Genomic DNA, 24,647 nt, shown 5'->3' with positions numbered 1-24,647 from the left:
GGCGTTATGCTGGCTGGCGTTATCAATAAAAGGAAGGTTTTGACATGCGTCATGCAATACTCGATGATAATGCATATAAAGTAGTAAAGTATGGTTTGATTATTGCTACACTGATTATTTTAGTTTTGCCGTGGATTAATAAAAAGCAGCTAAACTACTGGTTAATTGGGACTTATTTACTTATATTTGGAGATTGGCTAGCTACTTTCTTTCAACATCACTCTGTTAATGTAGTACTAGCATTAGTTCTAGGCTATCTTATTGATATAATTGTATGTGTTGGGCTGCTTTTTTATACTATGATTATTAATGTTTAAGTTGGTTCTAATCACACCAGAACAAGCCAAAGCAGCTTGTGAAGCATCCCTAGCAAAGTAGAAAAGTATCTGGGAAAAATATAAAATAAAAATGCTGAATTATCTTCGTTTATAAAACGTCGATACGTCAGCATTTTTATTTCCACCTTTATTCGGAAATTAGACAAAAGTTGTTTTCCCTAGTACTTTTAAGTATCCAGGTTAAACTGAAATTTTTTCCCGTGGACTAAGAGAAACATGGATTAATTGCAAAGCATTGATTAAAACTACAACAAAACCTGTAATGGCAATCACAGTAAAATGAGGTACGATAAGGCAGAGAGCAAACCCAAGTAAGGTAGAAACAGAAAAAACTCCAATAGTAAATTTTGAAAGTTTAAATTCTTTCTTATTATATGTAGTTGAAAGAGCCAAACCAAAGTAAAAGAGTAAAATTCCACCAAATAAGCAACTTACTGCAAACCAAGATAAAGCTTCTTCTTCGTGAATAAACTTCAAGCTGACTGTAATCAGACTAATTCCAAAAATAATAAAGTAATGTAAATAAATTAGCAAGGTACTGGTGGCATCTGGTTGGTCTTCTTGAATAATCCAATCAAATTGCAGTACATAAGTTAAAAAGAGCAATGCTACCATAATAAAAAGCAAAACAGAGAAGACAGATAAAGTTTGTGGACGGAAATAATCTGCAATGCCAATTATTGTTTCACCAAAAATTACAATTACTAAAAGATTTAACCGCTCTAAAAAATGAGGGAAAATAATTGGATGTTTAATGGTAGTTTTATTCATTAAAAGAGGCATCAGCCAGCTTAGACCTAGACCAACAATTGCGATAATAAATCCCCAAATATTGTCTAAAATACCCCCAATAATTAAACAGATTGCTCTAAAAATAAGAAATCCAAAGTAGGTTTTAGTGATTTTTTTATCAATTTCACTTTTGACTTGAAAAAATGTGATGAGATAATGCAAAGCTAAGGTACTAGATAAACAACCAGCTGAAATAAATAAAACTCGCATTTCAGTTAAATTGTTAGTGTCAAAAGAATTAGACATAAATAAAACAATCATCATATCGACAAAATAAAAGGCAATGTCTAGCCACGAAGAATGCCCGTAGCGATTGGTAAAGGTTGTTTGTACCATCCAAGAACTAATGAAAATAAGCATAATAATTACAAATAATCCAAATGAAATTGGATTCACTAAGCCATGATCTAAATGGTGCATAATTTCTGTTGTTTTGGAAATCATGTAAACAAAAACTAAATCATAAAAAAGAGCTATTTTTGATACTTTTTTCTCTGGTAAATGATTTAACATAGTAAATAAACCAACTTTCTATAAGGTTACTTCTCAATTCTAACATTATTCATACTTTAAAAGTTTTCAAATACAAGCACTAATTATTTGTAAGTGGTATAATTGAATAAATTGGAAAGGAGGGCAAGTAAATGAAACCAATTAAAATAGGAATCTTGAATTTAATGCATGATAAAGAAGATACGCAGAAACGTTTTGAAAAAATATTCAAAAATTCAAAAAATGATATAAAAGTAGAATTCTTTTATCCCAAGACAAAATATCAAGATAAAGAAGTTCCAGAAAATGTTAAAGCCATTTCACAACCACTAGACTTAACAAAAGTTGCTGATTTTGATGGATTTATTATTACAGGGGCTCCAATTGAGCATTTTGATTTTAAAGATGTGACCTACATTGAAGAAATTCGATGTTTACTTTCTGAATTGGATCGAAACCACGTGCAACAATTATATTTATGTTGGGGTGCGATGGCAGCTTTAAATTATTTTTATGGAATTAAAAAAGTACCCCTATCTCAGAAAATTTTTGGTATTTATCCTAATGAAATTTTGAAAGCCCATCCTTTACTAGCTGGGTTAAGTAAAGACTTTTTAGCGCCTCATGCACGATATGCAGATATGGATATTGAACAAATCGCCCAAGATCCACGATTGGAAATTAACAGTCTATCTAAGAATAGAAACTTACTTTTAGTGACTTCGCCTCCATATCCAGAAAGAACATTTTTGTTTGCTCACTTAGAGTATGGAAGAAATGCTCTTAGAAAAGAGTATCAACGAGAAATAAATGCTCATCCAGAAAGAAATTATCAAAAGCCTGAAAATTATTTTTCACGTGAAACACCAAATTTACCAGAATTTAAATGGAAAAATACCCAGGAGCATTTTTTTAAAAATTGGATTAATGAATTAATTAAGGAGAAAAATTATGGCAGAAATTTACAACTCAGTTACTGAATTAGTAGGAAACACTCCCTTATTGAAATTGAATAATATTACTGATGACAACATGGCTGACATTTATGTGAAGCTAGAGTCAAAAAATCCTGCAGGATCAGTGAAAGATAGAATTGCCTTGGCAATGATTGAAAAGGCTGAACGTGAAGGCAAAATCAAGCCAGGTGACACTATTGTAGAACCAACCTCTGGTAATACTGGAATTGGATTAGCCAGCATGGGAGCTGCTAAGGGCTACAAGGTAATTATTGTAATGCCTGAAAGTATGAGTGTTGAAAGAAGAAAATTGATGAAGGGTTATGGAGCAGAATTAATTTTAACTCCTGCTGCTGAAGGGATGAAAGGTTCAATTGCTAAGGCAGAAGAATTAGTTAAAAATCATGGTTACTTTATGCCAATGCAATTTGATAATCCAGAAAATCCTAATATTCATGAATTGACCACTGGTCCGGAAATTATTGGCGCATTTCAAGGATTGGGAAAAAAGATTGATGCCTTTGTAGCAGGTGTTGGTACTGGAGGAACTTTATCAGGAATTGGACGTGCCTTAAAGCAAGCTGATCCTGAAACTAAAGTCTATGCTTTAGAGCCAGCTGAATCACCACTTTTAAAGGATGGTAAGACTGGAAAACATGGTATTCAAGGAATTTCTGCTGGTTTTATTCCAAAGAATTTAGATCAGGAAGTTTATGATGATGTGGTAGAAATTTCCACTGATCAAGCAATGAAAACAGCTCGTCAAGTTGGTCGCAAAGAGGGATTTTTGCCAGGAATTTCAGCCGGTGCTAATATTGCGGGTGCAATTGAGCTAGCTAAAAAATTAGGCGCAGGTCATACTGTAGTCACTGTTGCTCCAGATGGTGGAGATCGTTATTTATCAACAGCCTTATTTAACGAAGAATAAATGAAGATAGAAAAAATCATAATTTCTCATTGAAAGAGGAATTATGATTTTTTTGTTGCTTTAACGCCTAAGTTTACTTGGAGACCAAATTCTTTCATGGCCTGCTCTTTAGAAAGGGGGGAAGTTTTTCTTGCTTCACTTTCTAATTCTTCTAAACCAAGAGGTATATTATTTTTCATTAAGCGAAATTGTTTAATGAGTTCATTCCCCTCGTAGCCTTGACTAATTAAGTCTTTTAATATTTCTTCATCAAAATCAAAAAAGTCATCAGCTTCTACAAATTCATAAAAAATACCCTTTTTAGTTAGTTTAGGTCTAAGTTTTGTCCCAGATGATATATTGAATGCTTTGGGAATAGCAACCATTAATGAATTCCCTTGTTTGCGTACTTGTAAAATTTCCCTTAGTATTCACCTCATAATTATTATAATTTTTGCTTTTTATAATTATAAGTAATTACTTTTTAATAAAATAATTTTATTGCTTTTTTAACCTCTACTTAAAAAAATAGTGGTATTATCTGAAAAAAGGCTAACATTGAGGAAGAGAATAGTGAAAAAAATATCTTTAATCTTAGTATTGTTTCTGGTTTTAGGATTAGCAGCTTGCAGTAAAGCTAAACCACAAGCTGCTAAAAATCCTGAAACTCAAGTAGCAAAAGTACATTTTTCTAAAAAATATCAAGTAAAATCAACGCCCACACTTATTTTTCATGGTGCAATGAGCAATTATCATGCAGAAGAAAGTTTAGTAAAAAAAGCTCAACGCTTAGGTTTTACGAATAATGTAATTCGGGCCAATGTTGATCCAGATGGTAAGGTGACTTTTGTTGGCACCTTGAAGCAAAATGCAATTAATCCAATTGTGGAGGTTAATTATGAAAATAATATTCAATTCAATCTCCCTAAGGCAGGGATGTATGCGGTAAATGTTGTAAAGGCACTTAAACAACAATATAGTATTAAAAAAGTAAATATGGTCGCTCACTCTTTAGGAAATATGTCAGTCATGTATTATTTACTTGCCAGTCAACGAGAAAAATTACCTACTTTGAACAAACAAGTAGCAATTGCAGGACTATTTGATGGTGTTAACCTTCCGGGAGCAACAGAAGATATGGCTGAACCCAAGAATTTAAGGTTGAATGAAGCCGGTAAGCCAAACAAAATGAATTCAACTTACAAACAACTTTTGCAGTTACGTAAATTATATAGCCAAACCCAACTTCCTGTATTAAATATTGTTGGCAATAAAGCAGATAATTCAGATGGGTTAGTTTCAAATGTATCTTCTGAATCATTAAAATATTTAGTTGGTAGTGATCCAAATTATCAATTACAAAAATATTATGGCCCTAACGCAGATCATGGACGTCTAACTTATAATTCGCAAGTAACAACAAGGATTACCAATTTTTTGTGGGATTAAATTAAATAAGTAAAAAGAAATAGCCAATATATCAAGGTTTTAGAAAACCAAGAATATTGGCTATTTGTGATTTAAGAATTTTAGATTCTGTTATTACTTGTTAACGAAAGTATTAGCTTTAATGTGATTCAAAATTTCATAACCAGCAGCTTTACTATTATCTTTACCATTGTAAGTTTGGTTTAAGAACATAATAATTCCGTTTTGGTTATCATAAGTTAATTGAACCCAACTATTAAAGTGAACCCCGTAGATACTACCAAAGGCAGTCTTTAAATTACCATTGTTGTAGAGATAGAGACCACCAGAATAATCGCGATCTTTACTCATTGATGCAAGGTGAGTTAAGTAATGGAAATCACTACTACTTAAAATTTGTCCATTCATCATCCCTTGTAAGATGCGGTAGTATTCGAGAGGTGTCGTAAATAAATTCCCAGCTCCTACAATTTGAGAGGCAACGGTACTCTTAATGTAGTCGGCATCTTGATAGTTTTTATTTTGCCAGATGTAAGAAATAGCATCTGTCTTCCAACTAGGAATATCTTCATAAAGGTAGGTATTAGTTAAGCCTAAACGATTTATAATTCTGGAATTGAAATTACTTTGATATGATTGGTTAGTTTCTTTACGAATAATTCCTGCCAAAAGCATGTAGTTGGCATTGTTATAGTAGTAACCACCTGGTTCATTTTCAGGAGTAGTATTAATCTTGTCGATTATCCAATCAATAGCACCTTGTTCTGAATAATTAATGCCACGATTATATTCAGTTCCTGTGGCCACAATTCCAGAAGTGTGGGTTAAAAGCTGTCCTACACTAATCTTGTCAGCATTCTTTAAGTTAGGGTACCAACGAGAAATCTTAGTGTATTGAGAAAAACTTTGACTAGTATTATTTTTTTCGTTGATTAACTGAACGATCATTGCCCCAGTGATGACCTTTTGTAAGGAAGCGGTAGGGTAAACAATATTTGAGCGTCCATTACCATAACGCTTGCCGTACCAAGCATAACCATAATTAATAGGTTGGGCAATTCCATCTTTAACTACTAAGACACTACCACGAACCTTATACTTAGCCATAGTGGATCTTACAAAAGTTCTCATTTCTGATTGATCATAGCTTGCTGCTTGAACTGGTTGGCTTGTTTTGCTGTTAAATAAAGTAGCTGCAGGACTAAGACCGAGGGCAAGGGCTGCAGATAAAGCCATAAACTTCTTTTTCACTGTTAATATCCCTTCAATATTTACTTATTTACTTCTAAATTAAACTCAATTAACATTGTATGCTTAATTTTAGCGAAATAGTTAATCGTAACAGAAATTTAAAGATTATTTTTTACTAAAGTAATTTTTCTTAATATGATTCAAGACCTGATAACCAACAGCTTTTTCGGTATTTTTATTATTATTAGTCTGATTTAAAAACATGACAATTCCATTTTTATTGTCATTGCTTAGTTGGACCCAAGTTCCAAAGTGAGTATTTTTAATATCACCATAGGCTAATTTAAGCTTGTCGTTTTGCTTAATGTAGAGTCCGCCGGAGTAGGAACCTTTGCGACTACTTAAGTGAGTCATATTATAGAATTGGGTCTGGGTAAGAATCTGCCCATTGGTTAAACCAACTTGAATCTTGTAATATTCGCTTGGAGTTGTATAGAGGTTACCAGCTCCTACAATTTGGGAAGCAACAGTGTTTTTCATTGTAATACCATTTTGGTAATTATGTTTATTCCAATTATAAGAGACTGCTTTAATTTTGCTGGTAGGTACTTGTGAAGCAACAAAAGTTCTACTTAAGCCAAGCTTATTACTGATTCGTTCATTGAGGTTAGTTGCATAAGACTTGCCTGTTATTTTAGAAATAAGGCCAGCTAGAAGAATGTAGTTAGCATTATTATAGAGAAATTCTTTGTTAGGTTCTTTTAAAGAAGCTGCATTAGCTTGGTTAATTACCCAGTTAACTGCATCTTCTTCAGAATAATTGACTCCACGGTTAGTTTCAGTGTTAGCTACATCAATTCCGGAAGTATGAGTTAGGAGGTTGCCAACAGTGATTTTAGTGGAATTTTTAAGTTGAGGATACCAACGTGAAACAGGTGTGTTTTGGTCAAATTGTTGGCTGGTATTCTTTTTTTCTTCCATTAATTGCATAACCATGGCAGCAGTAATGACTTTTTGAAGGGAGGCAGAAGGATAAACAAGTTGAGCGTTATTATTGTTTATCCGATGGCCCCAGTAACCATAACCATAGGTAATATTTTGTGTTTTACCATTTTTAACAACCAAAATATCTCCACGAACGTGATATTTTTGCATCACATTTCTAACATAGGTACGCATTGAGGTTTTGCTAGCAGCGTGAACAGTTTGAGCATTAGTAAAACTGGCAGCTAGTGGAGTAGTAGCTAATCCAATTGAAGCAGCCAGAGTAATTATCTTTTTATATAAAATTTTGAACATATCCTTCCACTTATAAGATATAAGTTTTCACTATACAAAACCTATTATACTAGTCCCTGTGCTGAAAAGGATATGTTTTCCTTTACAAAAAAATAGTTTTTCTGTTACAAAGTTTTTTCAATCGCAGTAGCTAAAAGGTCGCTGAGTAATAAATAGCCAGCTTCTCCAAAGTGCAAACCATCATTTTTTAAGCCGTGGCATAACTCTGGTAAGTTGCCATGTTCAAGCATTGCTTTAAATAAATCAATATGAGTTAACTGATATTGGTCACACACTTCTATTATTACTTGACTATATTTTTCAACTAATGTATTTGAACGAACTTCTTGCTTGGTTTCATCAACAGCAGGTGGTGAGACAAAAATGACTCGCTTAGGAGAGTAACGCCAGATAATACTGGAGACTAAAAACTGGAGATTAGCCTTAAATTGCTCAAGGGGAACTTGTTTATGAGTTGCTAAATCATTGGTGCCAATTAAAATGACTAAATAATCGCATTTTTCTGGTTGTAGAATTCGTTTATTAGCACTCACGCAAAGTCCCCCACTATTTAGACCAGGGTAAGCGGTATTAATTAGCTTAGCCTGGGGAAACTTTTGAGATAAAAAATGGTTGATTGCAGGTTCGTCAAATTCTTCATGGCGCGCCAAGATACTGTCGCCAGTTAAAAGTATTTTCAAGATGTTATTCCTTTCAGATTTTGCTAGGTCTTAATTTTTGGTCACTATCATCATAGAAGCTAACAAGTAATAAAGCAAATTGGAAAAGACCAATTTTAACTAATAATCAAAAATATCTTCTTAATTATTGCTATAAAGGCAATTATTTTTTTAAAAAAATTAGACCAATTTGTAAAATAGCTCTTAAAGTAGTGTATAATTAGACAACGTTAAGATAATTTTAGGAGGAAATCATCGTGAACGACAGTAGCGAGACACAGATTAAGTTAGAAGAAGATCAGAAATATAATCGGCTGACAGGACTGAAACTCTTTGCCATGACATCTTCCATGGTTATTTCAGTTAATGAACTAGCACCCTTTGGTAAAACAGGTCCAACAGCTTTGTTCTATATTCTGTTAGCAGGAATTTTATGGTTTATCCCCATTACTCAGATGGCAGGAGAAATGGCCTCTGTTAAAGGTTGGGAAAAGGGAGGAATTTTTACCTGGGTAAAGGGAACCTTAGGAGAAAAAACCGGTTGGGTTACCCTCTTTTACCAATGGATTCACATTACAATTGGAATGAATATGATGATGTATGTCATTATTGGGGCAATGTCAATTACTTTAAATGTTCCAGCCTTTAATACTACCCCATGGATTCGTTTTGTATTAATGATGATTATCTTATGGAGTATTACTTTAGTAGAATATGTAGGTGTTAAAAAAATTGGCCGGATTGCAGAATGGTTATTTGGAGTAGGAATTGCCCTGCCAGTTGTTTTATTAATCATTGCTTTCATTATTTACTTAATTCAAGGAAGACCAATTTATTTCCACCTTTCTTTAAGTAATATGATCCCTCATGATCTTTCAGGAGCAACTTTAGTAGCATTTGTTCCATTTATATTAGCTTTTTGTGGGGGCGAAGCGAGTGCACCACACGTGCAACATTTACGTCATCCAAAAGTTTACTCAAAGGTAATGTGGGGCTTAGCTTTAACAGCAATGTGTTTTGACTTACTAGGTAGTTTAGCAATTGGAATGGCTGTACCTAAAGATCAAATTACAAATAGTACAGGCTTTGTTTATGCATTTGGTAAGATTATTGATTCAATTGGCTTACCAGGGGACTTAATTCAAAAGATTATTGGTGTGCTTCTAGCATTAGGAATTGTTGGAGAACTTGGTAATTGGTTGTCTGGACCTAGTCAAGGGATGTTTGTGGCAGCTAATGAAGGTTATATGCCTAAGTATTTTGCGCAATCTACTAAGAGGGATGTCCCAATGCGCTTAATTATCCTACAATCATTAATTGTCACAGTTTCAGCAGTAATTTTAACTTTTTCAAGTGGAAGTAATAGTGATTTTGCCTTTAATGTTTCAATGGCCTCAACTACTGCACAATATTTGATTGTTTATATTTTAATGTTGATTGCTTACATGAACTTAAAGATTAAACATGATGATTTACCTCGTAGCTATTATATGAGTAAGAATCGTATTTGGAGCATTGTTGTTTCAATTGTAGCTTTGATTATTACCATTATTGCTTTCTTTGTTAGTTTTATTCCAGCAGATGGGACACCAGCTAACTTAAGAATGCTCTATATTGGAATAATGGTTGGAATTTGTATTGTGGTAACAATTTTACCGTTAGTAATTTATCATTATCGTGATAAATATTAGTTAGAAAAGATAACAGAAGAAAGAAAAGAGTGATTAGAAAGTAATTCTAATCACTATTTTTATGTATAAGTATCGGTAATACATAGAAAATAAGTAAAAAACAGCAAAAAAATAATGCCTAAACAAAAAAATCTCAAATTCGTATAGAAAATAAGTGTTTTTTAATATAGAGTGTTATTTTAAAAATAAAATGAGAATAAAGGATCTATATTGAAAAGAAAATAGCAGTTAAAATAAGTAATTAGCGGTCTTATTATACTAAGACATATATATTTATATAGTGGAAATTAAATTACTTAAAAATTAAAATTAAAATGTCATTTAATAAAATAGTGTTTTTTATTATATATTTTTATTTTATATAGGTATAAAATAACAACAAATCGGTAAAATCAGAATAAAAATACAAAAAATCAAAAAATAAAATAATTTATATAAAACGCTGTAAATCGTTGATACCAAAGAATAATAAGGGTAAAAATAACTTAAAAAATAAAAAACATTTTGAACAAAATATTTTAAATAACAATCGAAATACTTGAAAAAAATAAAAAAAGGTTTAAAGTAAGAACCGTAATGAAATTGATATAACTTTTAAGTCTCTTGGATGTAAGAGAAAGATGAAGAAAGGAAGTTTATTTTAGATGTTATCTAAAAAGAATTATAAAGAACGCTTACGCAAGATGGAAGCAAAGAAAGAACGTTTCTCTATTCGTAAGTTTTCTGTAGGTGCTGCTTCAGTATTAATCGGTTTCTTCTTAACAGGAATCGGTAGTCAACAAGCTCACGCAGCAACTACTGATAATGCTCCAGCAACTGAAAAAGTTGCAGCTAATGCTAATAAGGATGAAAATGTTGCTAGTTCAGCAGCAGTTAAGTCAGAAGCTCCAGCTTCAAGCGCAGCAAGTTCAGCAACAACTGAAAAAGCAAGTTCAGCTGCTTCAAGCGCAAGCTCATCAGTAGCAAGTGCAGCTGTTAAGAGTGAAGCAACTTCATCATCAGCAGTTAAGTCAGAAGCTCCAGCCTCAAGTGCTGCAGTAAAATCTGATGCTAAAGTAGCAACTTCAAACGCAAGTTCATCAGCAGCTGAAAGTGAAGAACTTAAGTCATTAGCTGCTAAGGGTGCTGTAATTGGTAAGAACGCCCAAGGTACTTACGCAATGTTAGATACTACTCAACCTGCTGATCCAGATGCTCCAGTTTACAAGAACTCACAAGATGTTCAAGACTGGGCTGGCTTCATCAGCGCATTGAGCGACGCAAATGTTGATCACATCAACATTACTAAAGATATTACTGTTACTGGTCAGGTAAACGGTACTGCTATTCACAGAAGTGCGTTAGGTTTAGAACAAAAAGTATTATATGCTGGTTCTCAAGATCTCGATGGTAAAGATATTGCTCGTAAAGTTACTATTAGTGGTAATAACAACACCATTGACTTTACTAATCAAAACTTAAACCTTGTTGATAAAAACCAAGGTGATAACCACGCAGCTTGGGATATGACTTTTGAAGATGTAACTATTAAGGCTGATGAATTAAAGGCAGCTAAGTCTCAAACTGATTACTCTTCATATTCACCAATTTCACTTACCCGTGTTAGTGCAGACAAACAAGCTCTTGATACCATTACTTTCAAGAACGTAACTGCAGAAGTTAACGGTCGTCCAGTAATTACTGGTATGACTACTAACTCAGCAGCTGCTGCAAACACTGGTTACGAAAAATACACTTTAGTATTAAAGGGTAACAACAACTTAACTAGTAAAGCCTACACTGGTGGTGCAACCCCAGGTGATGATGGTGATGCTATTTCAGCAGGTTACATTGGAGTTGAAGATGGTACTACTACTGTTAATATGCCACAAACTAGCAGCTACAACTTACAATACGGTGGTGCTGCAGTTCGTGCTAACGGTGACTATGTAAAAGACAAAGCTACTGGTCAATTTACTAAGTCTCCATTAGACGTTAAAGAAGGCGCAACTTTAAACATCAAAGGTGGTAAGGATGTTAAGGGTATCGTTGCTTTAGGTACTGGTGCTCAATTAGTTGGTGGTAGTGTTAACATCGACGGTAACGTTAACATGGACTTAGCTGACGGTCACTCAATCGCTGTTTACTCAGGTAACTTAATTACTGGTAAGACTGGTAACTTAGACATCACTACTAAGATGAGTGCTTACGAAGGCGGTCTTGGACATTTAGCAATGGCTAACTTTAATGGTACCCAATTTGGTGTTCTTTCAATCGGTACTGGTATTCCAGGTGCTGCAGCCATAATTACTAGTGATAACCGTATTGAAGACAACGGTTCAATTAAGATTGTACGTAACACCACTGATAAGGGTGCTAACCCAATGATTACTATGGGTACTGGTGCTTCATCTGGTAACACTACTTTAAGAATTGATGTTAACGAAGGTGCTACCTTAGACTTACAAGATCACGAACAACAAACTGCTCTTGGTATGATCTTTATGCCAGGTTGGGTCGGTGGACCAGCTGGTGAAAACTTAGCAGGTTACGTAAACTTCAACAACCCTGAATACGTAAACTTACAACGTTTGAACCCAACTCTTCCAGAAATTGGTGGTTCATTCATCTTCAACCAACGTCAAAAACAACAAGATACTATTACTAACACTCCAGTTGCTCAATGGAACAGAGCTAACTTAAGTGACAACCCTGACTACACTTGGATGATTACCAACTCACAATCACGTGGTCGTGTATCAATGAGTGCTGACGGATTTGCTCCAATCGGCTTTAACCCACAAGCACTTGCTCCAATTCAAAAGGCTGCTTCATCATACTTAACTTCAAACGGTTCAGTTGTGATGGGTGCAACTCAAGGTGCTGGTCAATACAACGGTTCACAAAAGGCTAACGAAAACACTAACCAAGGTACTATTACTGCTGGTGCTAACAGCCAATACTTAAACAGCTTCTTAAACAACTTTAGCTGGTGGACTCCACAACGTATCGCAATGGGTAGCAAGCTTCTTGAAAAGGATTCTCCAGTTAAGTCATCAGACAAAGACTTATACGATCCAGAAGTTCAAACTATCGATGGTACTACCCAACAAAGCTTGAAGAACTTAGATCCTAATAAGGGTATCAAAGATCTTTTAGAAGCTAAGGTAACTACTGACGAAAACGGTAAGCAAGTAATGGGTTCAACTCCAGTGGCTAACTGGCAAGACCTTGTTTCAAGCGTAACTTGGTACGACTCAGCTAAAGATGCTGCAGAATGGGACAAGGAAATGGTTGATGCTGAAGGTAAGCCAGAAGCACAACCTCAAAACCCAACTGGTCAATTAAAGACAACTGATAAATCAGCTTGGGCAAAAGTTACCTACAAAGATGGTTCTGTTGACTTTGTTAATATTCCATTAAATATTACTGCTCCTTACGGAAATGTTTACCAACCAAGTTACAAGGATACTACTGTAACTATTGGTAAGAGTGTTCAAGTTCCTGTAACTATTACTAAGGATGGCAAGACTGTAGATGCTGCTCCAGAAGGAACTAAGTATGCTATTGATCAAACTTACTTAAACGATATTCCAGCTGGAATTAAGGTTGAAGTAAACAATACTACTGGTAAACTTTCTGTTGAAACTACTCCTGATGCAAAACCTATTAACTTAGAAATTCCAGTTGTTGTAAGTTATCCAGATGGTTCTGCAGATACTACTACTGCTAAGGTAAACGTTGTTCCATCTGATGCTAACGAATACCAACCATCATACAAGCCTGTAAATGTAAAACAAGGTGAAAGCGTTGAAACTGGTGTCCCAACTTACACTGACGCAGATGGTAAGACTGCTAAGGCTCCAAAAGGAACTACTTACAAGATTCCAGAAGGAACTAAATTACCAGAAGGCGTAACTGCTAAGGTAGATCCAAACACTGGTAACGTAACTGTAACTACTAGTTCAAACACTCCAGCAGGTCCTGTATTTGTACCAGTAACAGTAACTTACCCAGATGGTTCAAGCGAAACTGTTGATGCACCAATCGCTGTAGGTCCTAACACCTTCATCGGTACTGATTACACTGTAACTGTTACCCAATCATTAAAGAACCTTCACGAAACTACTGCTAACAGCATGTATCCAGATCCAATGTCAACTGTTGATAGCATTATTTGGTGGAACAACAACGATGTACGTAATGGTAAAGATGTAGCTGGTCACAAGATTACTAACTACAGCGATGTTAAAGCTGAATGGATTATTCCAATCAATACTAACGTAGACAAGGCTTCTATGGAAGCTCCACTTCCAGGTGTTACTGAATTAAGTGCTGATGCATCTAAGAATCCATCAATTAAACTTACATTTGGTCAAAACAGTGAATTAATCAAAGAAACTGGTACTAACTTATTTGCAACTCCTGAACACTCATTAACTTTATCAGGTGGTTGGTATGGTCCAGCTATCGAAATGCAAGGTGCTGCTCCAGTTGCTGATGCCGCTTCTAAGAAGGCTGAAGTAGCTCCAGCTAAAGCAGGTGACAAGTTAACTGATGCTGAATTAGCATTAATTAATACTACTAACTTAGACAAGTTAACTGCTAACAAGCCTGTATCATACACTTGGGCAAACGACCTTAAGGCTGGCGATACTAAGGGTACTGTACGTATCACTTTCCAAGACAAGGATAAGAATGGTCAACCAACTTACTTAGACGTTGAATTACCAGCAGGTTCACTTAACGTTGTAAATCCTAAGACTGATGCTGACAAGTACACTCCACAAGGCCAAGATGTTCATACTAAGGTTGGTGGACACCCAGAAGCATCACAAGGTATTGCAAACATTCCATCACTTCCAACAGGTACTAAGTACACTTGGAAAGATGGCGAACCAGATACCAAGACTCCAGGAACTAAGCCAGCAACTGTTGTTGTAACTTACCCAGATGGTTCTAAGGATGAAGTTCCAGTTAAGGTTATCGTTGATCAACCAGGTAAGACTTACTCAGAAAACGCAACTGGTACTCCAATTGTTACTCCTAAGGGTGTAATGCCAAACCCATCACAAGGTATTGGTAACAAGGGTGATTTAGATCCTGATACTAAGTACACGTGGACTAACGGTGAACCAGATGTTAACAAGATTGGTAAGACTACTGTTTCAATCACTGTAACTTACCCAGATGGCAAGACTCAAGTTGTTGATACTCCATTAATCGTTACTGGTACTGAAAAACCAGGTGACCCAGGTATCACTAACCCAGATGATCCTGCTTACTCAGACTTGTTCAAGACTGTAACTAGAACTATCGTAACTGAAACCACAAATTCAGATGGTTCTAAGACTGAAGCTACAAGTGTACAAAAGGTAGTATTCGGTAGATCTAAGACTGTTGATAACCAAGGTAACACTACTTACAGTGGTTACACTATTTACGACACTACTACTAACAAGTTAACTAATGATAAGACTGGTACCTTTACTAAGGTTGTTGTACCTCAACACGATGGTTACGTATCACAAGTTAACGGTGTTGAATCTAAAGAAGTTCCAGAAGTAACTGGTGTTACTGCTGAAACTCCAAACTCAACTGTAACTATTACTTACGTTAAGGCTGGTTCAGATGCTGCTAAGTACACTCCAGAAGGACAACCTGTAAACACTAAACAAGGTGTAGTTCCTCCTGCAGAAGATGGTATTAAGAACAAGACTGATTTACCAACAGGTACTAAGTACAGCTGGAAGAAGACTCCAGATGTAACTACTTCAGGTAGCCACCCAGCAGTAGTTGTTGTAACTTACCCAGATGGTTCACAAGATGAAGTTCCTGTAACTGTTAACGTTCCAGCTCCAGAAGGTCAAAACATCAACACTCCACAAGGTGTAGTTCCAAACCCAGAACAAGGTATTAAGAACCCACAAGATATGCCAGAAGGTACTAAGTACACTTGGAAGGATACTCCAGATGTAAATACTATTGGTGAACATCCAGCAGTAGTTGTAGTAACTTACCCAGATGGTAAGACTGAAGAAGTACCAGTAACTGTAACTGTAACTACTCCATCAACTCCAGTTGTAACTCCAACTGATGCTGATCAATACACTCCACAAGGACAAGATGTACCTACTGTAATTGGTACTGTTCCAAATGCAGCAGATGGTATCAAGAACAAGACTGAATTACCAGGTGGTACTACTTACACTTGGAAGGACACTCCAGATGTAAACACTCCAGGTTCACACGATGCAACTATCATCGTAACTTACCCAGATGGTTCACAAGATGAAGTTCCAGTTAAGGTTGTTGTAACTGCTCCAGAAGGACAAGATATTCACACTCCACAAGGTGTGGTACCAAATCCAGAAGACGGTATTAAGAATAGAACTGATTTACCATCAGGTACTAAGTACACTTGGAAAGATACTCCAGATGTATCAACTCCAGGTAACCACCCAGCAGTAGTTATCGTAACTCTTCCAAATGGTAAGACTGTTGAAGTACCAGTAACTGTAACTGTAGATAACCCAACTCCAGAAGGACAAGACATCCACACTCCACAAGGTGTACTTCCAAACCCTTCAGAAGGTATCAAGAACAAGGATGATATGCCATCAGGTACTAAGTACGAATGGGAAAAGAAACCAGATGTTAAGACACCTGGTAAGCACGAAGGTACTATCCGTGTAATCTTCCCTAACGGTGAAACTGTTGATGTTCCTGTAACTGTTGTAGTTGCTCCTAAGTCTGACCGCGATGACATTGCTGGTGTTCACGGCCAAGGTAACGAAAACGGCGATAACAACGGCAACAGCAATGGTAGTGAAGTTGTAGCAGGTGTTAAGGGTACTCACGAAGGTATCTCAACTGGTAACAACGGTAACGGTAACACTAATGGTAACAACTCAGGTAAGTCATACATGGACTCACGTTCTAAGACTTTACCACAAACCGGTGCTAATGACGGTGCAGCAGCAATGCTTGGACTTATGATTGCTAGTGTAGGTGCAATTCTTGGCTTAGCTGTTGAAAAGAAACGTAGAAATTAATATTCCTTTCTTAAAAATTTCATCTAACAAACTTACTCTTTCTAATTAATTTCTATGGAAGATATTAGCGTAGATAACATAAAAAAACGGTTCGCTTAGGCGAACCGTTTTTTTGTATTATTTTTAACTGAAGGCTACCCGATAAGGGATTTTTTTGTTAAAATTAAAAAAATAATAAAATTAGGAGGAAATTATGAAAGATAAAGAAAAATTGTCTACTAAACAATATTTAGTAGTAGCATCAATGATTTTTGCACTATTTTTTGGTGCAGGAAATTTAATTTTCCCCCTTCATTTAGGACAACTTGCGGGTGCTGCTTGGTTACAAGCTGCAGTAGGTTTTCTTCTAACTGGGGTTGCGTTGCCACTACTTTCGTTGTTAGCAATTGCAATTACTCGTAGTAATGGGGTTTATGATTTAAGTAAACCAGTGGGAGGATTTTTTGCTTTAGCATTTATGACCCTTATTCAATTGACAATTGGACCTCTGTATGCCACACCACGTTTAGCAACTGTGTCTTACACTGTCGGTGTTAAAGCACTCTTACCTAAGCAATTTCAAGGAATTGGATTAATTATCTTTGTAGTATTATTTTTTGCGGTTGTTTATGGTATTGCTTTTAAGCAAAGTGACATCTTGTCTAGTTTAGGTAAGGTATTAAATCCTATCTTTTTAGTGGCTCTCTTTTTAGTATTTGTAGTAGCATTTGCTAAGCCACTTGGTAACCCAGCTGCAGCACCTGTAACACCTGAATACGCTCATGGTGCGTTTATTAATGGATTTTTGCAGGGGTATAATACTTTAGATGCATTAGCTGGTTTAGTGTTTGGGGTTGCAATTGTAACAGCTATTAAAACGATGGGTGTGAAAAAGGAAGCCAAGATTGCAGCAATTACGGTGAAGTCAGGGACAATTGGAATGCTAGCAATTGGAGTTATCTATGTTGCTTTAGTCTTAATGGGCGCAATGTCTTTAGGACATTTTAAAGTATCTGCTGACGGTGGTCAGGCGTTCTCACAAATTGTTACCTATTATGCTGGGGTCTTTGGTCAAGCCTTCTTAGCCTTTTTGATAGTTTTAACTTGTTTAACAACCGCAGTTGGGTTAGTAGCTTCATTTGCAGAAGATTTCCAATCTCACTTTGGTGGATTATCTTACCGTGGTTGGTTAACTGTTACTTGCGGATTTTCAGCCTTATTTGCTTGTTTTGGATTAGATGAATTAATCAAGTGGTCAGTACCTGTTTTAATGTTTCTTTATCCCTTAGCAATCGTAGTTATTGTTTTATCAATGATTTCACCATTAATTAAGAAAGATCATGTGGTTTACAAGATTACCATTATTTTAACTTTAATTCCAAGTGTACTAGATTTCATTTATTCTCTTCCAGAACCGCTTAAGAGTAGTAACTTCGTTAAAAGTGTAGATGCCTTCCGCTTGCACTATTTCCCATTAGCTAATTTGGGAATTACTTGGATGGTACCAGCAATAATTGGAATTATTTTAGGAATTTTGGTTCACATTTATCGACGCAAAACTTCCCAAATTTAGTGATTGTCTTTCTTTGAATTTTTTTAGTTTCAGGGCTTATAATGAAACTGAGAAGATAAAAGAAAGAAGGGATAATCGATGTCATTTAAAGAATTGATGGAGAAGCGTCATGCAGTACGTGAATTTTCTGATAAGAAGGTTCGCAAAGAAGACATTGAAGATATCTTAACAGAAGCTAGTTTTGCTCCTTCCTGGGAGAATGCTCAACCTTGGCATGTACATGTTGCGATAGGTGAAGCTTTAGAAGCAATTAAGAAGGAACACTTGGAATTAGCAGATAAAGGAACGATTAGTTGGACAGATATTAAGCCAATTACGCCAGATGATATGGATCGCTATTCAAGTGATAATGTTGGTAAATTTACTGAGGAATTGAGTGATTTTACCAAGGCAGACTATAGCTTTTTTGAAGACCGTCAAAGACATTTATATAATGCGCAAGCTTTAATTTACATCACAGTAGATGAAAAGGCTGTTCCTTATATGTTTTATGACTTAGGAGCATTTGGTCAAAGCATTTTGCTAGCAGCTGCTGAAAAGGGAATTGATTCAATTCCAGCTTATGAAATTGTCCGTTTCCCTGATTCAATTAGAAAGCATATTGATATTCCAGAGCATGAGAAGATTTTCATGGGAATTGCATTAGGATATGCTGATGACGAACGTATAAATGAATTTAAGCCAAGTCGACGTAAGTTAGAAGACTTTGCTAAATTTAGTGAATAAGAGAAAGCATTACCTCAATCATATGTCCTAATTTTAGGGTTCATATCAGGAAGGGTAATGCTTTTTTATTGGCTGTTAGTGTTTATCGTGGCGATCCATCTAGCGCTCAACTAGTCCCACAATAAATGGTGCGATAACCCATGATAATAATTGAATAAAAGAGTATAATAAAATTACAATGATATTATGTTCGTCTATCATCAGACGTGAAGGCATTACCTCAATTTAGTGGAAGGGTAATGCTTTTTGCTTTTAGAAAATGAAGTGCTAATACGTTACAATAGTAATAAGAAGAATCGTAAAGGAGATTTTTATGCAAACAGGTTCAAAAATTATTACCTTAGACAATGGTTATCATTTATGGACAAATACTCAAGGTCAAGGGGATATTCATCTTTTGGCACTTCATGGTGGTCCTGGTGGTAATCATGAATATTGGGAAGATGCAGCTGCTCAATTAAAGAAACAAGGTCTTGATGTGCAAGTAACGATGTATGACCAATTAGGTTCCTTGTATTCTGATCAACCAGATTATTCTGATCCCGAAATTGCCAAAAAGTATTTAACTTACGAATACTTTTTAGATGAAGTAGATGAAGTTCGAGAAAAGCTTGGCCTTGATAACTTTTATTTAATTGGTCAAAGCTGGGGTGGACTTTTAGTTCAAGAATATGCTGTTAAGTATGGTCAACACTTAAAAGGAGCAATTGTTTCCTCAATGGTTGATGAAATTGATGAATATGTTGAAGCAGTTAACCGCCGACGTCAGGAAGTCCTTCCTCAAACTGAAATTGATTTCATGCATGAATGTGAAGAAAAAGGTGACTATGATAATCAACGTTACCAAGATGATGTCCAAATCTTGAATATTAACTTTGTTGATCGTAAGCAACCTTCTAAGCTCTATCACTTAAAAGATCTTGGTGGAACTGCTGTTTATAATGCCTTTCAAGGTGATAATGAATTTGTTATTACTGGTAAGTTGAAGGACTGGCACTTTAGAGACCAGTTGAAGAATATTAAGGTGCCAACTTTGCTTACTTTTGGTGAAAATGAAACAATGCCAATTTCAACTGCTAAGACTATGCAAAAAGAAATTCCAAATTCACGTTTAGTCACTACACCAGATGGAGGTCACCACCACATGGTTGATAACCCAGATGTTTATTACAAGCACCTAGCTGACTTTATCCGCAGTGTGGAAGATGGAAGTTTTAAAGGCGAATAAGTCAAAAGCAACTTGAAGCTAACCCCTAAAATTGGACGTTAGTTTTAAATATATTTCTAAGGCAAGATTCCAATATTCCATTGGGGTCTTGTCTTTTAATGTATGGCGAATTCCCTCAAAGTTGTAATATCTTAAATATTTTTCATAGTTTCTTATAAATTCAGGAGTAAAGTTAATTTCGGCCATTTTTAATTATCTAATTTTTTAAACAATTCATCAGTAGAGTGGACTGTTTGATAATCTCCTCTTGCATACTCTGCTAATGATTTTTCAATACTATTTTCTAACTCAGGACTCATTTTTACCATCTCCTTATATATAAAAGCATAAAATGTTTTAATTTGTGACCTTTTTGTGATAAAAAATACCTCATAATTGTTAGATTTATGTCTAACAATTATGAGGCACTTCATTTTTGTTTATTCTTCGTTTTCATGTTTTCTAATTTCAAAGATAACTGCAATAATTGTTAAAATGATACCGATGATTGCAAAACAAATTGAGATGGGATGATCAGTACCAGCGCCAAAAGGTGATTTAAAGTAACTATCGAACCAGATAGCTGAAATTACACCTTCAAAGATTGCCCAGGCATATTGTCCAGTCCGCATGAAGTAGTAGTAAACTGCATAAATGGCAATTAGTAAAATAAGGTTAACTGGGAAGTACCAAACAGATAGTGGAGAAATAAAAATACTAATAATTAATAAGATGGTAAATACTATCCAAAAAGTGTTCATTGTTTGTCTATTCATATGTGAAGTCCTCCATTAAAATTCTCTACCTTTATCATTGTAACTTTATTTATTAATTTTTGAAAAAATAAGGGCTTAGATTGGTTAAAATGAATTGTTTATTATATAATAATTATATATATAAATGTAAGCGGTATATTTAATGGATGATGTTATATAATTAAGGAGAAACCTATGGCAAAAAAATGGACAAAATTAGTTGGTAGCATTACTTTAGCTGGTGCGCTTTTGTTAACAGCAACAGCTTGTTCCGATAATTCAAGCTCAGATACTAAGAGTTCTCAATCGTCTCCTAGCTCAAGTGCAAGTAATAAGAGCAGCGCTAAAAAGACAGCTAGCACTGCTGTAAAAACTGCCCAAATTAAGCTTAGTCAAACTGATGCAATCAATAAGTTCCATGAAAAATATAAGGGAAAAGAAGTTAAAGAAATTTCTCTAGAAAAAGAAAATGGAAGCTATGTTTATAATATTGATGGTTTTGATAAAACCCATGAATATGAAGTAAAAGTTAATGCAACTAGTGGAAAAATCCTTTCAAACAAGACAGAAAAAGCTGATTTGGATGAAATGAATGAAAAAGCTTTAGATGTTGACAACTTAATTAGTCGCAATGAAGCAACTAAGATTGCAGAAAAGAAAGTAAGTGGCACAGCAGATAAGTGGGACTTGAAGCAAAGTGGTAAAAATACCATTTGGGAAATTGAAGTAGTAGATGGTACTACTAAACATGAAGTGCAAATTAATGCTAAAACTAAAGAAGTACTAAAAGTAGAGAAGGAAAATTAATTATTCCTAGCTAAAATTATTGGTTAACCAAAAAGAGCGTTTTGAGGAACGCTCTTTTTTTGTAGGCAAAAATTTGATTGAAATTTATTTTTTGCGATAACCTGCAATATCAGTATAAGAAAAGTTATAGTCTAATTTTTTTCCATAAGCTTTTTCATAGGCAGCTATTTTTTGCTCATAATCTTTTTGACACATTAATTTGGCGTTTTGCTCAACACTGAGTTTAGGATTAGGATAAATCGTTGGTAAAACATGTAGAATAGTTTGAGTTTTGAAAAAGTTGGGATCACTTTTTTCAATGCTTTTGGTATCTCTAATTTCAGTAAAACAAGAAATAATTGGTACGTTAAGTTTAGCGGCGTAATAGTAGGTACCTTTTTGCATTGGACGAGGTTTGCGATAATTGAACCACATTTCTTGCTCAGGATAAATTAAAATCCAATTATTTTTACTTAATACGTCATTTAAATGCTTAGGAAAGTCTCGCCCTAAATAACGAATGCTGCGACTTAGTGGGATTGTAGGTAAATGTTTCATGAGAAAACCAATCCAGCTAGGTAAAAGCAAATTGGTGTCTTCAATAACAAAGTACAAATTTTTATGATTTTTGCTGGCAAGGCGGGCAATTGGCAAGCTATCTAGTTGGTTAAAGTGATTTGAAGTGACAAAAGCCCGAGGAATTTTGCGTAAATCTTGAGGATTATCAATTTTATCATTTTTGCCTAGCAATTGAGCTGCTTGTTTAAAAAATTGCTTGGTAAAAAAGCTGGTCACTTTATCAGTATTTTTTTTCTTTGTTTTCCAAAAATCGTTCACTAACTTTAAGCTGTCAGCGTTACTAATTTTTGGATCACCAATTTCTGCTTTTGCGTGAAAATCGTTGTTTAAGACATTTTTTTTGATATTTTCAATAACTTTTTCGCGGTTACCGCCAATAATCATAGTTTAATTTTTTCTCCTTGTTGTTTCACTTTTGCCCAAGTATTGGTCTGTTCAATTTCTTTGACACGTTGGGCCATTTTTTCTAAGTCATCACGTTGCTTTTGACGGTCAGCATCAGTAAAATTGGCTAATTCTTGTTTTAATGTTTCATAAAAAGGAGTTTCTTTTGCGACATCCCAGAAGTAGTTACCATATTGTACATCTTCAAAATGCCATGGCTTAAAGAAAAGATTATAGTGGACAATTTTGGGATCCTTGATAGGAGGGATACTTTCGTTAGGCATAGTATCCCATTTGCCATCTAAGTGATAAATATAATCTTCACAAATTTCATTCATATAAGCTTGATCAGGATCAAGATTATCAAATTGATATTTGCCTAAGAGATACAAGAATCTGTCGATAAATTTTTTCTCTCTAAAAGCTTTTAAGTTGAACAAAATCACACCGTTATTGATATATTTTTCAGGTGGGAAGATTCCTTGACATTGTTTAATATATTCTTGGAGTAGTGGCATGTAACGGATTGAGAGATCAGGAGCAGAGCCAAACATGTTATTGCCAAGGTCAGTATCATATAATTCAGCAATATCTGTATTGACAATTGTGTCTGCATCTAAATAGATACTTTTATCATATTGTGGGAATAATTCAGGAATAAATAAACGATAAAAAATCGCCATTGTGAAAAATTGTCCCCTTAAGTAGTTTTCTTTGGTATTAGTGATTGGCTTTAACAATTCATCGTCAATATGAAAGATATTGATATGAACATTATCTGTGGCAAGATTCTTGAGTGCTTGCTTGTGCTGCTCACTAATTTCTTGGACTAAAACATAGATAGTGTAATCACGGTTAGGGTTTGCGTGGTTAATAAGTGACTGAATTGAGACTCCAGCGTAAGGAGTATAGTTATCAGTAATAGTATAAAAAACTGGAATAGTAGTCATTAACATTCATCCTTTAATATTAATTATAGTTGGGTCAAGAGTACCAGACTAAGGAAGATTAAGCAAGTAGGCTTAGGATTCTTACTTAGTCTGTCCTTTAAGTTTGGGTTTTAAAGCTAGATACTTATTCAAAATATCATCATATTCATAAATATTTAAATCTTTGTGGACTTTTTCAACTTGCCAAGGCTTGATAGTAACGGTGTGAAAGTAGGGGAAAAAACGAAAACTAGTAGTAAAGTGTTGAATTACAGTATCATTTTGCAGTCGATGTTGTTCATTATATTTTCGAGGTGCAATTCTTTTTTCAGTAGCAAGTTTATTAATAGCTGCTTGATCAGGTAGTAACATTTCCCGTTTTTTAATTAAGTGACGTACTTTTTCAAAGAGATGAGTTTTCTTAATTTCAGCCATATTTAAAAGTAAAACACCAGAGTTAACGTAGTCAAAGGCTTTGAATTCATCATGGTAAAACCAGCGACCGTAGTAATCAAGTACGCCAACGAATTCTACATTAGTTAAGTCTTGATTATAGAATTCTGTAATGTCTTTTCGGACAATAATGTCATCATCTAAGTAAAGGATGCGATCAGGTAAATTAGGAATTTCATCTGCATAGAGACGGATTAAGGCATAAGGAGTAAAGCGAGTATTTTGGTTAGCAAGTGGAGGATTTTTTTGGTAAAGATCTGTAATATCAATTAATTCAATGCTACTTTTATCATTTACTTCTTTAAGTTGTTGGTTAATTACCTTAATTGCTTGCATACTAAAAGGACTAAAAGTTTTAGTATCATTTTTAGCTGTCATTGTTAAAACATATAAATGGAGTGGTTTTTGGTAATTTTTTAAAAGAGACAAAGTGGCAATTAAAACTCCGTCTTCGGCATGAGAATCACCGCAAAATAAAATATTCACTTG

Annotated in this window: 19 protein-coding genes; 10 read left to right on the top strand and 9 right to left on the bottom strand. The window is 34.9% G+C overall.

The features are described from left to right. Positions 1-44 precede the first annotated feature (44 nt). On the top strand, positions 45-317 hold the full coding sequence (locus FP435_RS07720; protein ID WP_265483706.1) for a hypothetical protein: 273 nt from the start codon (positions 45-47) through the stop codon (positions 315-317). Positions 318-518: 201 nt separating this feature from the next. Here the strand turns inward: FP435_RS07720 and FP435_RS07715 are convergent, their stop codons facing one another. Beyond that, positions 519-1,643 carry a low temperature requirement protein A gene (locus tag FP435_RS07715; protein ID WP_265483705.1) on the bottom strand — a complete coding sequence of 375 codons (1,125 nt, stop codon included), beginning with the start codon at positions 1,641-1,643 and terminating at the stop codon, positions 519-521. A 131-nt stretch (positions 1,644-1,774) separates the two neighbouring features. Between FP435_RS07715 and FP435_RS07710 the strand changes: the two genes are divergently transcribed. After that, on the top strand, positions 1,775-2,602 hold the full coding sequence (locus tag FP435_RS07710; RefSeq protein ID WP_265483704.1) for a homoserine O-acetyltransferase/O-succinyltransferase family protein: 828 nt from the start codon (positions 1,775-1,777) through the stop codon (positions 2,600-2,602). Next, positions 2,574-3,506, top strand: coding sequence for a cysteine synthase A (cysK, locus tag FP435_RS07705; RefSeq protein ID WP_265483703.1), 933 nt, complete (start codon positions 2,574-2,576; stop codon positions 3,504-3,506). Before FP435_RS07710 ends, cysK begins: the two co-directional genes overlap by 29 nt. A 41-nt stretch (positions 3,507-3,547) precedes the next feature. Here cysK and FP435_RS07700 read toward each other — a convergent pair whose 3' ends face one another. Continuing rightward, positions 3,548-3,871: a toxin-antitoxin system gene (locus tag FP435_RS07700; protein WP_265483702.1), complete on the bottom strand. Its 324-nt coding sequence runs from the start codon at positions 3,869-3,871 to the stop codon at positions 3,548-3,550. A gap of 187 nt (positions 3,872-4,058) precedes the next feature. Between FP435_RS07700 and FP435_RS07695 the strand changes: the two genes are divergently transcribed. Then, positions 4,059-4,934: an alpha/beta hydrolase gene (locus FP435_RS07695; RefSeq protein WP_265483701.1), complete on the top strand. Its 876-nt coding sequence runs from the start codon at positions 4,059-4,061 to the stop codon at positions 4,932-4,934. Positions 4,935-5,027: 93 nt separating this feature from the next. Here the strand turns inward: FP435_RS07695 and FP435_RS07690 are convergent, their stop codons facing one another. From FP435_RS07690 to FP435_RS07680, 3 genes are all read right to left on the bottom strand, one after another. Then, on the bottom strand, positions 5,028-6,164 hold the full coding sequence (locus tag FP435_RS07690) for a serine hydrolase domain-containing protein (protein WP_265483700.1): 1,137 nt from the start codon (positions 6,162-6,164) through the stop codon (positions 5,028-5,030). A 105-nt stretch (positions 6,165-6,269) separates the two neighbouring features. Further along, a complete protein-coding gene (locus tag FP435_RS07685) occupies positions 6,270-7,403 on the bottom strand; it encodes a serine hydrolase domain-containing protein (RefSeq protein ID WP_416202974.1) in 1,134 nt (377 codons plus the stop codon). Positions 7,404-7,507: 104 nt separating this feature from the next. Then, positions 7,508-8,083, bottom strand: coding sequence for a GDSL-type esterase/lipase family protein (locus FP435_RS07680; RefSeq protein ID WP_265483699.1), 576 nt, complete (start codon positions 8,081-8,083; stop codon positions 7,508-7,510). A 236-nt stretch (positions 8,084-8,319) separates the two neighbouring features. On the opposite strand from FP435_RS07680, the gene FP435_RS07675 reads away from it, so the two are divergent. From FP435_RS07675 to FP435_RS07655, 5 genes are all read left to right on the top strand, one after another. Beyond that, positions 8,320-9,753: an amino acid permease gene (locus FP435_RS07675; RefSeq protein WP_265483698.1), complete on the top strand. Its 1,434-nt coding sequence runs from the start codon at positions 8,320-8,322 to the stop codon at positions 9,751-9,753. A 644-nt stretch (positions 9,754-10,397) separates the two neighbouring features. Continuing rightward, positions 10,398-16,787, top strand: coding sequence for a Rib/alpha-like domain-containing protein (locus FP435_RS07670; RefSeq protein WP_265483697.1), 6,390 nt, complete (start codon positions 10,398-10,400; stop codon positions 16,785-16,787). A gap of 193 nt (positions 16,788-16,980) precedes the next feature. Then, a complete protein-coding gene (gene brnQ / locus FP435_RS07665; protein WP_265483696.1) occupies positions 16,981-18,339 on the top strand; it encodes a branched-chain amino acid transport system II carrier protein in 1,359 nt (452 codons plus the stop codon). Between the two features lie 78 nt (positions 18,340-18,417). Beyond that, positions 18,418-19,065: a nitroreductase gene (locus FP435_RS07660; RefSeq protein WP_265483695.1), complete on the top strand. Its 648-nt coding sequence runs from the start codon at positions 18,418-18,420 to the stop codon at positions 19,063-19,065. Positions 19,066-19,378: 313 nt separating this feature from the next. After that, the gene (locus FP435_RS07655; RefSeq protein ID WP_265483694.1) at positions 19,379-20,293 is read left to right on the top strand and encodes a proline-specific peptidase family protein; all 915 of its coding nucleotides are present in this window, start codon (positions 19,379-19,381) and stop codon (positions 20,291-20,293) included. A gap of 419 nt (positions 20,294-20,712) precedes the next feature. Here the strand turns inward: FP435_RS07655 and FP435_RS07650 are convergent, their stop codons facing one another. Then, entirely contained in the window at positions 20,713-21,048 is a 336-nt protein-coding gene (locus FP435_RS07650; RefSeq protein WP_265483693.1) for a hypothetical protein, read from the bottom strand. Between the two features lie 174 nt (positions 21,049-21,222). On the opposite strand from FP435_RS07650, the gene FP435_RS07645 reads away from it, so the two are divergent. Then, entirely contained in the window at positions 21,223-21,834 is a 612-nt protein-coding gene (locus tag FP435_RS07645) for a PepSY domain-containing protein (RefSeq protein ID WP_265483692.1), read from the top strand. A gap of 84 nt (positions 21,835-21,918) precedes the next feature. On the opposite strand, the gene FP435_RS07640 is transcribed toward FP435_RS07645, so the two are convergent. From FP435_RS07640 to FP435_RS07630, 3 genes are all read right to left on the bottom strand, one after another. After that, positions 21,919-22,776 (bottom strand): lysophospholipid acyltransferase family protein, encoded by an 858-nt coding sequence (locus tag FP435_RS07640; RefSeq protein WP_265483691.1) that lies wholly within the window; start codon positions 22,774-22,776, stop codon positions 21,919-21,921. After that, on the bottom strand, positions 22,773-23,726 hold the full coding sequence (locus tag FP435_RS07635) for a glycosyltransferase family 8 protein (protein ID WP_265483690.1): 954 nt from the start codon (positions 23,724-23,726) through the stop codon (positions 22,773-22,775). Before FP435_RS07635 ends, FP435_RS07640 begins: the two co-directional genes overlap by 4 nt. Positions 23,727-23,807: 81 nt before the next feature. Then, positions 23,808-24,644, bottom strand: coding sequence for a glycosyltransferase (locus FP435_RS07630; protein ID WP_265483689.1), 837 nt, complete (start codon positions 24,642-24,644; stop codon positions 23,808-23,810). Positions 24,645-24,647: the final 3 nt, after the last annotated feature.

This window comes from Lactobacillus sp. PV037, from assembly GCF_014522345.1.
Lineage (GTDB): Bacteria > Bacillota > Bacilli > Lactobacillales > Lactobacillaceae > Lactobacillus.
This window is presented reverse-complemented; position numbering and strand designations above follow the sequence as displayed.

Bases quoted from the DNA above. Each gene is read 5' to 3' on its own strand.
- FP435_RS07660 (WP_265483695.1), top strand. From the start codon at position 18,418: ATGTCATTTAAAGAATTGATGGAGAAGCGTCATGCAGTACGTGAATTT.
- FP435_RS07640 (WP_265483691.1), bottom strand. From the start codon at position 22,776: ATGATTATTGGCGGTAACCGCGAAAAAGTTATTGAAAATATCAAAAAA.
- FP435_RS07700 (WP_265483702.1), bottom strand. From the start codon at position 3,871: ATGGTTGCTATTCCCAAAGCATTCAATATATCATCTGGGACAAAACTT.
- cysK (WP_265483703.1), top strand. From the start codon at position 2,574: ATGGCAGAAATTTACAACTCAGTTACTGAATTAGTAGGAAACACTCCC.
- FP435_RS07710 (WP_265483704.1), top strand. From the start codon at position 1,775: ATGAAACCAATTAAAATAGGAATCTTGAATTTAATGCATGATAAAGAA.
- FP435_RS07685 (WP_416202974.1), bottom strand. From the start codon at position 7,403: ATGTTCAAAATTTTATATAAAAAGATAATTACTCTGGCTGCTTCAATT.
- FP435_RS07670 (WP_265483697.1), top strand. From the start codon at position 10,398: ATGTTATCTAAAAAGAATTATAAAGAACGCTTACGCAAGATGGAAGCA.
- FP435_RS07715 (WP_265483705.1), bottom strand. From the start codon at position 1,643: ATGTTAAATCATTTACCAGAGAAAAAAGTATCAAAAATAGCTCTTTTT.
- FP435_RS07650 (WP_265483693.1), bottom strand. From the start codon at position 21,048: ATGAATAGACAAACAATGAACACTTTTTGGATAGTATTTACCATCTTA.
- FP435_RS07720 (WP_265483706.1), top strand. From the start codon at position 45: ATGCGTCATGCAATACTCGATGATAATGCATATAAAGTAGTAAAGTAT.
- FP435_RS07645 (WP_265483692.1), top strand. From the start codon at position 21,223: ATGGCAAAAAAATGGACAAAATTAGTTGGTAGCATTACTTTAGCTGGT.
- brnQ (WP_265483696.1), top strand. From the start codon at position 16,981: ATGAAAGATAAAGAAAAATTGTCTACTAAACAATATTTAGTAGTAGCA.
- FP435_RS07635 (WP_265483690.1), bottom strand. From the start codon at position 23,726: ATGACTACTATTCCAGTTTTTTATACTATTACTGATAACTATACTCCT.
- FP435_RS07655 (WP_265483694.1), top strand. From the start codon at position 19,379: ATGCAAACAGGTTCAAAAATTATTACCTTAGACAATGGTTATCATTTA.